The sequence below is a fragment of the Wolbachia endosymbiont (group B) of Hofmannophila pseudospretella genome (genome assembly GCF_964028515.1).
Classification (GTDB): domain Bacteria; phylum Pseudomonadota; class Alphaproteobacteria; order Rickettsiales; family Anaplasmataceae; genus Wolbachia.
The window spans coordinates 713993-726047 of the sequence record NZ_OZ034788.1 but is presented as its reverse complement, the minus strand read 5'-3'; the positions used below and the strand labels follow the sequence as shown (position 1 = coordinate 726047).

Annotated in this window: 11 protein-coding genes; all 11 read right to left on the bottom strand. The window is 34.1% G+C overall.

Annotation, left to right across the window (positions count from 1 at the left end):
• Nucleotides 1-3 precede the first annotated feature (3 nt).
• The 11 genes from ABWU24_RS03375 to ABWU24_RS03325 all read right to left on the bottom strand — a co-directional run bounded on the left by ABWU24_RS03375 (nucleotide 4) and on the right by ABWU24_RS03325 (nucleotide 11923).
• Nucleotides 4-594 (bottom strand): murein hydrolase activator EnvC family protein, encoded by a 591-nt coding sequence (locus tag ABWU24_RS03375; RefSeq protein WP_015587989.1) that lies wholly within the window; start codon nucleotides 592-594, stop codon nucleotides 4-6.
• A 52-nt stretch (nucleotides 595-646) separates the two neighbouring features.
• Nucleotides 647-973 carry a MerR family transcriptional regulator gene (locus tag ABWU24_RS03370; protein WP_010402982.1) on the bottom strand — a complete coding sequence of 109 codons (327 nt, stop codon included), beginning with the start codon at nucleotides 971-973 and terminating at the stop codon, nucleotides 647-649.
• Nucleotides 970-1269, bottom strand: a complete 300-nt coding sequence (locus ABWU24_RS03365; RefSeq protein ID WP_108784330.1) for an integration host factor subunit alpha — start codon at nucleotides 1267-1269, stop codon at nucleotides 970-972. Before ABWU24_RS03365 ends, ABWU24_RS03370 begins: the two co-directional genes overlap by 4 nt.
• 38 nt (nucleotides 1270-1307) lie before the next feature.
• Nucleotides 1308-2504 carry an MFS transporter gene (locus ABWU24_RS03360; RefSeq protein WP_135352970.1) on the bottom strand — a complete coding sequence of 399 codons (1197 nt, stop codon included), beginning with the start codon at nucleotides 2502-2504 and terminating at the stop codon, nucleotides 1308-1310.
• Nucleotides 2505-3614: 1110 nt separating this feature from the next.
• Nucleotides 3615-5549, bottom strand: coding sequence for an excinuclease ABC subunit UvrB (gene uvrB / locus ABWU24_RS03355; protein WP_341815546.1), 1935 nt, complete (start codon nucleotides 5547-5549; stop codon nucleotides 3615-3617).
• Between the two features lie 86 nt (nucleotides 5550-5635).
• Nucleotides 5636-6400: a cytochrome c1 gene (locus ABWU24_RS03350; RefSeq protein WP_341815545.1), complete on the bottom strand. Its 765-nt coding sequence runs from the start codon at nucleotides 6398-6400 to the stop codon at nucleotides 5636-5638.
• Nucleotides 6400-7626 (bottom strand): cytochrome b, encoded by a 1227-nt coding sequence (locus tag ABWU24_RS03345; RefSeq protein WP_341815543.1) that lies wholly within the window; start codon nucleotides 7624-7626, stop codon nucleotides 6400-6402. The genes ABWU24_RS03350 and ABWU24_RS03345 overlap by 1 nt, the downstream gene beginning before the upstream one ends.
• Nucleotides 7627-7755: 129 nt before the next feature.
• Nucleotides 7756-8937, bottom strand: a complete 1182-nt coding sequence (locus ABWU24_RS03340) for an ankyrin repeat domain-containing protein (RefSeq protein WP_353274437.1) — start codon at nucleotides 8935-8937, stop codon at nucleotides 7756-7758.
• A gap of 266 nt (nucleotides 8938-9203) precedes the next feature.
• Entirely contained in the window at nucleotides 9204-10331 is a 1128-nt protein-coding gene (locus ABWU24_RS03335) for an ankyrin repeat domain-containing protein (RefSeq protein WP_341815542.1), read from the bottom strand.
• Between the two features lie 254 nt (nucleotides 10332-10585).
• The gene (locus ABWU24_RS03330; protein ID WP_353274435.1) at nucleotides 10586-11581 is read right to left on the bottom strand and encodes an ankyrin repeat domain-containing protein; all 996 of its coding nucleotides are present in this window, start codon (nucleotides 11579-11581) and stop codon (nucleotides 10586-10588) included.
• Between the two features lie 90 nt (nucleotides 11582-11671).
• Complete coding sequence (locus ABWU24_RS03325; RefSeq protein ID WP_225416266.1) at nucleotides 11672-11923, bottom strand: J domain-containing protein; 252 nt, start codon at nucleotides 11921-11923, stop codon at nucleotides 11672-11674.
• Nucleotides 11924-12055 lie beyond the last annotated feature (132 nt).

The window sequence follows — 12055 nt, the reverse complement described above, 5'->3', positions numbered from 1 at the left end:
AATTCAATCACAGTTTATATGTACTAAAGGATCGACCGCTTGACCATTATGACGTATTGTGAAACACATCTGCGGATCTTTATCTTGCGTGCTTGATTTACCTGCAGATCCAATAACCTGGCCTTGTTTCACTTTATCACCAATTTCAACTTGTATGTTTTTTAAATAGGAGTACATAGTCATGTAATTATCTTTATGTTCCACTATAATTAAATTTCCGTACCACCTCAGGCCTTTGCCTACGTATATCACTTTGCCAGGCGCAGAAGCAATAACCTTTGTTCCACTTTGAGCAGTAATTTTTATGCCATCTTGACATATCTTATCAGAAGAAGTAACTACACCTTTAACCGGTATTACAAATTTACACATGCTTTGTGCATTATTGTTATATACCTTATCTACGAAGGCTTTTCTACTTTCTTTTTGCAGCGAAGAATCAACATTTTCTTTAATCAAATGATACTCCCTTGTGTACTCTAGGTCTCTTTTTCCATAAAATTCTTCGCCTTTAAGTAGTACAGGTGCAGGTTTTTGCAGGCCACAGCTTATCAGTATTGCTGATAATATAAAGAACAAGGCTATACGACACATACACTTATCTCTAGATATATCAACTTTCACAAAACTTTATAGTGTTTTTCGTCTATTTATTACTTTCTTCATTTATTTTATCAGTCAAATAGTCTCTTAAATCGGTAAGTTCTTGCAACAAATTTCTTGAATAATGATCAATTCTTACATCGTTACCAAATTCCTTTTGTACTCCTTTTATTGTATATCCTTTGTCATATAGCATATATTTTATTTTCTTTATTGCCTCTATACACTTATGATCATATAGTCTTCTTCCCTTCCGTTTTATGGGTTTAATTTGATGGAATTGACTTTCCCAAAATCTTAAAACATGCTGCTCCAAATGTAGTTCTTCAGCTACTTCTCCAATTGTGTAAAATAATTTTTCCTTATTCATCGATTATTTATTAATCTCTTTGTCATTTTTGAAGGTCTAAAAGAAATGGATTTTCTTGCTTGAATTACTACCCTTTCCGATGTCTTTGGTATATTTCCTGGTCTTTCTTTCTTGTTTTTAACCAAAAATGTTCCAAATGAAGATATTTTTACTATTCCATCCTTTGCTAAGCTCGTTTTTATCTCATCCAATATATCATCTATTATTGCAATAGAGTCTTCTTTCGATAATCCAATTTCCTGGTTTATACATTCAGCTATTGTTGCCTTAGTTACTGTTGTGTCTTTTATTGTCATAATTTATTACAGTATGTTAATATAATATAACAATCGACTCAAGATTCAGCTACTTTATTTTTATAGTATGTTTCTTTTGTAGCATAATTAAAAATACTAGCAAATGTTAACATTGCAAATATTGTGAAAAGCACCATTTGATGATCTGAAAAAAGCGCTAAAATTGACACTAAAATTCCACTCATAACAAACATAAACCCATTGATAACGGATGATGATGTGCTAATATACTTCTGCTCCACAATCTCACTGCCAACAGTAAAATTAAGCATGTGTCCTCCTGCAAAAAAACCAAACATTAACATACAAAAGTATACGATATGAACTGTTAAATGGCCGTATAGTAAAATAATAACTGAAATACCTTGCAATAGAGCAAAAGCAGAGATTATGTGCCTTCTATTTTTAAATAGATTTGAGATTAGATCTGCAATTGGAGCACCAACTGCAAGACCAAGCCATAATATCGCAGTTGCCACACCTGACTCCGTTGTATTGAGCTCTAAGTTGATTAGCAACCTTGGTGCCCACAACATATTAAGCGCTAAAAATGTTCCAAAAGTAATAGCACCCACTATTGAGGTTATCCAGATATCTCTTAATTTTAGCACCGTTAGTACAGAGCATACTACTGTTTTTAGAGAGCTTTTTATTGTGTATCCCCCCAAACTTTTTTTTGAAAATCCTTTCGGATAAAAAAACATAAGCACAAATATTGACACGCCAAATAATATTACGCATACAATCAGATTCTTCCAATCTGCACCTTCAGAAAGAAAGCTAGAGAACAACATTTGAATCATCAAAGCGGAAAGACTTGAAATTGTCTGCACTAATGAGAACATCAGTCCAAATTGGGTGAGGGGAAAGTATGTGCTACTTATATGAGCGGCGCCAATAAAACCAAACGATGCTCCAATTGCAATCAAGAATTGAGATAAAATTAGATGGACAAAACTGTCACTACTAATAAGGATAAAAAATCCAAAGATCATAATCGACAACGAGAAAAAATAAATTTTTTTGCTGGAAAAAACATTAAACATTGCCCCACTAAAAAATTGTGAGATAGCAAAAGTCCAAGTATATGCTGAATTAGCTAGTGCAACTTGCGCAATCGTGAGCCCAAGTTCTTTTTCAAGATTCACACTTATAAAGGTGTAGATTATCTGCATATTGCTGAATATAACAATTAAGTTGCTGATCAGCCAAATGAACCAAGCTCTACTTTCCATAAGATTTTATAAGTAATCCATTAATAACAAGCCTCTTTTAGGCTCTGATTAATGTTAAAACAGTTGCAATTATAGATTATATAAAAGCTATGAAACAACAAATTTGTTGTGAGATTTTAATTGTTAGAATCTGTATATGATCTCAAAAAAAGAATAGATTTTTGCTTTTTATCCCCTGTTATAAAGGAGTATACAGCGTACGGTGAAAGGCCTGGGTAAAGATGATATAATTCCAACAAGAGAGATACCCTTCAGATCATCTTCCATTGAATGTAATGGTTGATGTCACAGTTGAACAGCACAAGCAAAGACAATTAGAGTTATAAAATCTTGTTTAATACACATTAAAGTGGACCTATGTTTTGCCACTCAGAACGTGTCTTGAAAGGAAAAAAAAAGAATAAAGCAAGAAATAGGAGGGTAACAAGTGATATAAGTGACAAGGCCAAATGTTGCACAAGGAGCAATAGGGAGAGCAAAAACATAACAATTATTAATGCGATAAAATATATAATGAGGAGTAGTTGCTGGTGCTAACCTTTAATATAGTTATGCAAGAGGCCTAATTTAAAATATTAACGTAAAAAATTGCTTCCATATATTTTAAATCTAATTATAATCACAGTTAGAGATATTTTAAGAGCTCAAAATCTATCTTTGTCTGCAGACTGTTCAGTCAAATTTTTAATCAAAAGGCGTAGCGTATCTTCTTTAGTGCATGTTTAATCTCTGTCGTATGTGCGCTGCACTTTTTTCTAATCTTTTTTACACAGGGGGATTTTATGTCCAGAATTCCAGATACTTGACCTTTACTTTAGCTAAAAAACAATAGGCGCCTATGGTTTAACGCTAATTAAAATAAAAATTTTTCTAATATATAGAAGAATTACAAAATCACTGTTTACTGAAAACGGGCCAAGGAAGCTGCTAATGTCACAGAATTTTAGGTAAACGTTGTTTGCTTGACGTATGAGTGTGCTCTCCTTACTTCAAGAACTCTTTAATATTTAACCACTTAAGTCCTTTCAAGATATGTTCTTAGATAATAGTTTTTCAAATCTTTGGTAAATCAAAGTCAGCTTAACTATTAATTATTTATCTTTTTTCTAGTTATGCAACGGGCCTATTATTAAATCTTTCAATAATACCTTTTATTTTTGCCGCCTCTTCAAACTCTAAATTTTCAGCATGCTTCAACATTTGCTTTTTCAAACTGTTTAGATCATCCTGACTAAAATTCTCAATTACCACTTTTTCCTGTAAAGTATTTGATATAGGCTTTATTATAGTTTTTGGTACAATATTATGCAGTGTATTATGCTCTGTCTGTTTCTTTCTTCTCCTTTCAGTTTCTTTCAGTGCACGATCCATAGAATTAGTAATTTTGTCTGCATATAAAATTACTCTGCCTTCAACGTTGCGTGCAGCACGACCTATCGTTTGAATGAGCGAAGTCTCTGATCGTAAAAAACCTTCTTTGTCAGCATCCAAAATTGCAACCAACCCACACTCGGGAATATCAAGACCTTCCCGCAACAAGTTAACGCCAACAAGAACATCTATTTCTTTAGATCTTAATTTGCATATAATTTCAATTCTTTCCAGTGCACCAATATCTGAATGTAGGTAAGTTACTTTCATACTGAGCTCACTCATATGCTCAGCTAGCTTTTCAGCCATTTTTTTTGTCAATGTGGTAATTAGAATACAAAACCCTTTTTTTATCGTCACTTGTGCCTCATGAATCACATCATCAACCTGACTCTCTGTTGGTTTTATGGTGCAGATGGGATCTGTCAGTCCTGTTGGGCGGATAACTTGCTCTATAAATGCGTGATTTGTCTTTTCTAATTCATATTTTCCTGGAGTAGCCGAAACGTAAATAGTCTGTGGCCGTATTGCCTCCCACTCTTCCGATTTTAATGGACGGTTATCAAAAGCAGAAGGTAGCCTAAAACCATAATCTATCAATTTCTTTTTACGTGCTTCATTACCGCTATACATTGCACCTATCTGGGGAACGGTTACATGGCTTTCATCAACAAATAAAATTACATCTTTAGGTAAATATTCAAATAAAGTAGGCGGTGGATCTCCGGCTTTCATTCCGTAAAGATAACGCGAATAATTTTCAATACCTTTACACACTCCCGTTGCCATCATCATTTCAATATCAAAATTAGTACGCTGCTCAAGGCGTTTTGCTTCAACAATTTTGTTCTGTGAATAGTAATAATCCAAGCGTTCATGTAGTTCTTTTTTAATCAACTGAACTGCTTGCAAAAGAGTCTCACGTGATGTAGTGTAATAGCTGTTTGGAAAAATGGTGACTTTATCTATACGTCTGATAATATTGCCGTTCATGGCATCAATCTCAGAAATTTCCTCTATTTCATCACCAAACAATGATAAACGCCAAGCTTTATTTTCATAATAGGCAGGAAATATATCAATAATGTCGCCGCGCACTCTGAAATATCCTCGCTCAAATCTGACATCAGAACGTTTATATTGGAGATTAACTAAATTATTCAGAAAGTCATTAACATGAATCTTATCTCCAGCACTTAAAGTCAAGGTCATGCTGAGATAGCTCTCAGGCGAACCAAGACCATATATACAAGAAACACTCGCAACTACAATCGTGTCCCTACGCTCCAAAAGAGAGCATATAGCAGAATAGCGTAGCATATCAATTCTTTCATTTATTAAAGAGTCTTTTTCAATATAAGTGTCTGTTTGTGGCGAATAAGCCTCAGGCTGATAATAATCATAATAAGAAATGAAATATCCAACAGCATTGTGGGGGAAAAATCCTCTCATTTCCTCGTAAAGCTGCGCCGCTAAAGTTTTATTATGTGCCATAATTAACGCAGGCCTGTTTGTTCTTGCAATAACATTTGCCATAGTAAAAGTTTTTCCAGAGCCAGTTACTCCAAGTAAAACCTGATCTCTTTTTTTGTTATTTAGTCCTTCAACTAAACTATCTATTGCTTGTGGTTGATCCCCAGCTGGCTGAAAATTTGTAACTATTTGAAATGCCATAATCCCTATACTTTCATAATATGTTTATCATTACATAATACACATGATATTATGAGTAAGGTATAAAAACGAGCGTAAATGAAGTTCTATTTTCCTTTTTTATAGAGTTGGCTCCAAACTCTATTGTTAGTGAGAACAAAAAATACCGTCAAAATTATAAAATATGTCACTATTTTTAGCCCAAGTTTATGTCGGCGCTCCAGTTCTGGCTCCGCTGCCCATTGTAAAAAATTTACCACGTCATATGCCATATTTTCAACTGTGGCTTGTCTTGCACCATCATATTCTACCATTCCTTCAGAGAGTGGTGGTGCCATAGCTAACCTGCCTGTTGAAAAATATGGATTAAAATATAAACCTTTCTCATCCTGCTCGCCGTTTTGATAGCCTATCAAAAGTGAATAGACGTAGTTTGCACCATCGTGCCTTGCTTTGATAATGAGTGATAAGTCTGGTGGAATTGCACCATTGTTGCTTGCTGCAGCTGCTTCTTTCGTATCAAAAGGTGCAATAAAATAATCTGATGGTATTCCAGGTCTATCAAACATTTCACCCAAATCATTCGGACCATCTTTAACTTGATAAGAGGCTGCAATTTGTTTTACGTCCTCTTCAGAAAAACCAACATCTTGCAAATTACGGAACGCTATTCTATTCATTGAATGGCAAGCAGCACAGACTTCCTTGTATACTTTATAGCCACGCTGAATTGACTCTCTATCGAAAGATCCAGTAATTCCATCAAAACTCCAGTCCATCTTCTTATTTGGTGATGGCGTGAATTCTTCCGCACATACATAATTAGCAAGAAATAATGCACAAAATACAGCAAATATATTTTTAACCAGCATTACTTCATCTCCGGCGCAGAATCACTTATGGTTTTTGGTAATTTTTTTGGTTTCTCATACTTACTCAGTAAAGGTAAAATTATCACAAAATATGAGAAATAATAAAGAGTTGAAAGCCTACTTAAAGTAATGTAAGGCTCTTTAACTTCCTGACCTCCAAGCCAAGCAAGAAATGCAAAATTTACTGCAAAAACCCAAAAAAATTTCTTAAACAATGGACGGTAAGCGCCACTTTTAACCTTTGATTTATCAAGCCAAGGCAAAAGAAACCACACTAAAATAGATCCAAACATGGTAAGTACACCAATAAGTTTATTTGGAATTGAACGCAACATCGCATAAAAAGGTAAAAAATACCATTCTGGCACTATATGTACTGGAGTTACCATAAAATCAGCTTCTATATAATTATCAGGGTGCCCAAGATAATTAGGAGCATAGAAAACAAATGCAAACAAAGCTATAAAAAACAGGCCAAAAGTTATGCAGTCCTTTGCTATATAATAAGGATATAGTGGAATAGTATCCTTACTTGATTTCACCTCCACTCCACTTGGATTACCAGAGCCAAATCTGTGTAGAGCAATAACATGCAACATAGCTAAAGCAATAATAATGAAAGGCAGAAGATAATGCAGTGCAAAAAAACGATTGAGTGTTGGGTTATCAACGGAAAAACCACCCCACAACCATATAACTACTTTATTGCCAATTAAAGGTATGGCTGAAAATAAGTTAGTTATAACTGTTGCACCCCAAAAGCTCATTTGTCCCCATGGAAGAACATACCCCATAAAGGCAGTTGCCATCATCGCAAAAAATATAAATATGCCAACAAACCACACCATTTCTCGCGGTCTCTTATAAGATCCGTAATATAATCCACGCATGATATGAACATAGACCACCATAAAGAAGAGTGATGCCCCAACAGCATGAGTATAACGTATCAGCCATCCATAACTTACGTCACGCATTATACGCTCCACACTATTAAATGCATGATCAACATGCGGAGTATAGTGCATAGCAAGAAATATACCTGTTATTATTTGTAAAATCAGCGCTATACCAGCTAAAGAACCAAAATTCCAAGCATAATTTAAATTTTTTGGTACCTGATAAGAAGCAGTATGTTTTAGAAAAGAAAATATGGGCAGCCTATACTCTATCCAACCAAATATACCTTTTTCTTCTATTATTTCTTTTTTGCTATCATCTTCCATAACTTAAAGCTTTTTCATCTTAACTTATTTTATTGTAACAACTTACCTACAACGTACAATAAAAAGTTTGAATTTAAAGAATAGATTTCAAAAATAAGCACTCAAGTTTGAGTGCTTATTTTAACTGATTTAGAGGGGCTTTTGATGACGCACGCCTTTAGATATTGTTAAGTTGCTCAGTAAGCTTTCAGGACATTGATAAAGTTTTTCACAATTACTAAGTGCCATCTTGACATTTCTTTCTATAGCACTAACTTTTCTTTCTTTAATTTGCTCCAATGTCAAAAGCGAATTATCCAGTGGCATTGAATATCTTTCCCCTGTGAATTTACTGATTGCTATAGCAGTTAGCAGAATTGCTCCATTACAATCAACTTGTGAAGAACCAATTGAGCTTCCAGTTGAATGTGCAATAGATTGCTGTGCAGGAGGTAAAGCAGGGGCACTCTGAAATAAGCTACTGAGTGCAGCAGTTGTTGAAGTTCCCATCCAACTAAATACACTATTAATAAAAGAAGAAGGTCTTACTGCACTACTTGGTGCAAGAGTAGTATCACCTGGATTTACATTGGCACTCTCTGCTTCTGCAACAATCTCTTTTATCGTTTTACCGGGATAAAATAACTTAACATAATCTGATGGTGTCTCGTTCCTTATATCCTTAACATTATCAATATCAGCACCACTATCGTATAACAGCTTCATTATTTTTGGACGTTTTAAACTAATAGCCAAATATATAGGTGTGTGCCCCCGTCTGTTTTGAACATTGACGTCAGCATGATATTCAATAAGAAGCTCTACTATTTTTTGGTAATCTTTCTGAGTGGCAATATGTAGACACGAATCTTGTGAAGAATCATTAAAATCAAATTTGCCATCTGGACTAGCACCATGCTTAAGTAGGACCTCTACTTTTTCCGAACTATTTTTATCTATAGCCCAGCCTATAAGAGTACGTCTTTCACCAGCATATGAAAAATAACCACTAATGCTAGCCTTTTTATCGATTAGAAGCTCTATCATTTCTTTGGTGCCCTTTGTAACAGCATAGTATATAGGAGGCACACGAAAAAAGTCCTCAATATTAACATCTGCACCATTCTCAATTAAAAACCTCATCATTTCTAAATCTTGTTTACTAACAGCAATCGATAAAGGTGAGTTACCATTTCTATCTTTAGAGTTAATAACATTAGTAGTATGTGTCTTTCCTTCTCTAATATACTCCTCAGCTTTTTGAAAATCACGTTCCTTTACTGCAGAACGTAACCCATCTCTCCATTTTTTAACTTCTGTTTTTGTAACCATAACCCTCCTAAAGGATAAAATTTTTGCCCTTATACCACATAATTTGGGCATATGCTAGTGGAATTTATATGTAAAATTAAAAAAATTTTACAACGCAAGAGATTGTTATTTCATCACGTGCTACATTTAGTTTTTGTACAAAACACCATAAACCTCCTTAGTTTACTTAAATTGCGTAGCAGCTTATTCCCAACATATAAGAGCTTAAACTTAAAGAGGATTATACGAAAATAAGCACTCAAGCTTGAGTGCTTATTTTAACTGATTTAAAAGGACATGTGATGCATGCCTTTAGATATTTTTAAGCTGCTGAGTGAACTTTCAGGACACTGATAACGTTTTTTACACTCACTAAGTGCCGTCTCGACTTTTTTGTCTATAATATCAATTCTTGTCAGAGGTGGATTGTCCAGTGGCCTTAAATATTGTTTTCCTTTAATATAATTTACTGCCATAGCAATTAGCGTAGCTATTCCATTATAGTCAATTTGTGAAGAACCAATAGGGCTAACAGCCAAGTGATCAACAGATTGCTGTGCAGGAGGTAAAGCAGGAGCACTGCTGAGTGTGGCAGTGGTTACCCAACTAAATATACTATTAATAAAAGAAGAAGGTTTTACTGCGCCGCTTGTGATGCTGCTAGCTTCTTTAAAATCTGCTCTGGTAGGAGTGGAGGAAGAGTTCACTGTGCTACTTGCCAAGTTTTTGGTATTACTAACTTCCAATTCTATCTTAATTGCTTTGGTAGGGAATAATTGAAGACTCGCTGCACTACTTACAAAATCTGTGCTGTCGTTAGCGTCTTTAATACCTGCTTTTATAGAAGTTAATTCTGCTTCACAGTCAGCTTCAGTAGCATTGCTCAATACAGATTCTATTTTTTGAATTTCACTACTACTACATTCATCTTTTCTAGCATCTCCAACAACATCTAATGCTGTTTTGCCGTAACGACTTTGAATACTAGCATCAGCACCTCTACAGAGTAGGAGTTTTACCATATTTAAATGACAATCGTTAGATGCTAAGTACAAAGGTGTACAGCCTTGATAATTTTTAGCATTGATGTTAGCACAACTATCAAGTAAAAACTTTGCTATTTCTAGTCTGTTATGTCTAGCAGCGATGTGCAAGGGAGTACTCAAATATCGATTACTAATAGTAGTATTAACATCAGCACCGTTTTTACATAAAAACCGTAATATCTTTAAATTACCGGAGAGAGTAGCATGATGTATAGGTTTCATATAGTATTTTTCATAATTCAAAACCTCATTTTTTATTTGTTTATGCTCTATCTCTTCAATACATTCTTTAACTTTTTGAAAATCACCTTTGCCTATAGCAGAAGCTAATTTTTCCCCAAATGTCTCAATTATTTTTTGTCTTTCCATCAAATACCTACTAAAGTACAACATCCTTGGCTTTATATCACACAATTTAGTATGTGCAATTGAAATTTACAGGAAAAAATTTCAATAGTGAAGAATTAGGTCTTCCAACAACCTATCATTTTAACTTTCGTACAAGACATGCTGAGCTTCCTTATTCAAATTTTTTTGCTCTTAATAAGAAGCAATCTGCTTTAGAAGAGGAAATAAGGGATAGAAAAATAAGCACTTAAATTTGAGTGCTTATTTTAACTGATTTAGAGGGACTGTGATGATAAAAACCTAGATATTGTTGAATCGCTAAATGAACTTCGAGGACATTGATAACGTTTTTCACAACTACTAATTGCCGTCTCGAGTTTTTTTTCTATAATATCAAGTCTTGTCAGAGGTGGATTGTCCAATAGCCTTGAATACTTTTTCCCTGTGAACTTTTTGACCACTACATCAACTAGTAGAGCTGTTGCATTAAAATCAACTTGTGAAGAACCAATTGGGCTACCAGCCAAGTGATCAACAGATTGCTGTGCAGGAAGTAAAATAGGAGCACTGCTGAATAAGCCATTGAGTGTGGCAGTGGTTACCCAACTAAATATATTATTAATAAAAGAAAAAGGTTTTACTGCACTGCTTGGTGCAGGATTTGGAGTATCACCAGCTTCTAACTCTAATTTAGTATTAATTCTAGCAGAAAGTAATAGTTCTGTACAATTATTTTTATGAAATCTTAACACAGCTAAGAATATTTTTCCTATGTCACAGCCATCACTGCAAAGACTTTCATAACCTGGGATAACCTCAAATGCCGTTTTGCCATTTGCATTTTTAATATTAATATTAATAGTATTATTATTGAGCAGAAGATTCGCGATATCTAATCGACAATAAAAAAAGGCTAAGTGTAAAGCTGTAAAACCTTGCATTACTTGGGAAGTGGTACTACTAGTACAATGATATATCATTTCTTTTATTTCTGCTTTGCTATTCATGGCAGTAACGTACGAGTAAGGAACAAGACATCCATCACTAACAGCATTAATATTAGCATTATTTTTAAGCAAAAACCGCACTATCTCTAAGCTACCTCTATAAACAGCAAGATGTATAGGTGCCATACCATCTTTTTTACCATTAATAATCTCTTTTTCTTTATTTATATATCTTGCCTTTTTAACATATCTTTTAACTTTATTAATATTAAGCTCATCTATAGCCGCAAATAAATTCTTTCTAAATCTCTCAAGTTTTTTCATCAAATACCTCCTAAAGAATAATGTTTCCGGTTTTATATCATGCAACTTAATATGTACAAGCAAAATTTACAGAGAAAACAATGGTTAAAATTAGGTCTTCATCAACTTATCACGTGCTGCGTTTAACTTTTGTGCAAAATATTCCGATCCTCCCTTGTCTGGATGGACCAGTTTCATTAAATTTTGGTATGCCTGATTGATTTCATTTTGGCTTGCCTCGGAATTCAGCCCTAGTATTTTTAATGCTTCATCTTTGGACATATTATCACCAGTGTAATTTTTGGTGTAACTTTTACTGCTGTTAAATTCGTTCAAAAACTTACTTAATATAGAGTTCATCATAAAACTTATGTTATTTCTCTTTGCCAAAAAGAGAAAGAATACAACAACGCTAGGTAAAACAAACGTGATTATTGTGAATATCAAAAAAAGGAAGAAGATGAATGACATGTATATTTTTTTATCATTTTATGA

Coding starts and splice junctions, on each gene's coding strand:
- ABWU24_RS03375 (WP_015587989.1), bottom strand. CDS start 594: ATGTGTCGTATAGCCTTGTTCTTTATATTATCAGCAATACTGATAAGC.
- ABWU24_RS03370 (WP_010402982.1), bottom strand. CDS start 973: ATGAATAAGGAAAAATTATTTTACACAATTGGAGAAGTAGCTGAAGAA.
- ABWU24_RS03365 (WP_108784330.1), bottom strand. CDS start 1,269: ATGACAATAAAAGACACAACAGTAACTAAGGCAACAATAGCTGAATGT.
- ABWU24_RS03360 (WP_135352970.1), bottom strand. CDS start 2,504: ATGGAAAGTAGAGCTTGGTTCATTTGGCTGATCAGCAACTTAATTGTT.
- uvrB (WP_341815546.1), bottom strand. CDS start 5,549: ATGGCATTTCAAATAGTTACAAATTTTCAGCCAGCTGGGGATCAACCA.
- ABWU24_RS03350 (WP_341815545.1), bottom strand. CDS start 6,400: ATGCTGGTTAAAAATATATTTGCTGTATTTTGTGCATTATTTCTTGCT.
- ABWU24_RS03345 (WP_341815543.1), bottom strand. CDS start 7,626: ATGGAAGATGATAGCAAAAAAGAAATAATAGAAGAAAAAGGTATATTT.
- ABWU24_RS03340 (WP_353274437.1), bottom strand. CDS start 8,937: ATGGTTACAAAAACAGAAGTTAAAAAATGGAGAGATGGGTTACGTTCT.
- ABWU24_RS03335 (WP_341815542.1), bottom strand. CDS start 10,331: ATGGAAAGACAAAAAATAATTGAGACATTTGGGGAAAAATTAGCTTCT.
- ABWU24_RS03330 (WP_353274435.1), bottom strand. CDS start 11,581: ATGAAAAAACTTGAGAGATTTAGAAAGAATTTATTTGCGGCTATAGAT.
- ABWU24_RS03325 (WP_225416266.1), bottom strand. CDS start 11,923: ATGATGAACTCTATATTAAGTAAGTTTTTGAACGAATTTAACAGCAGT.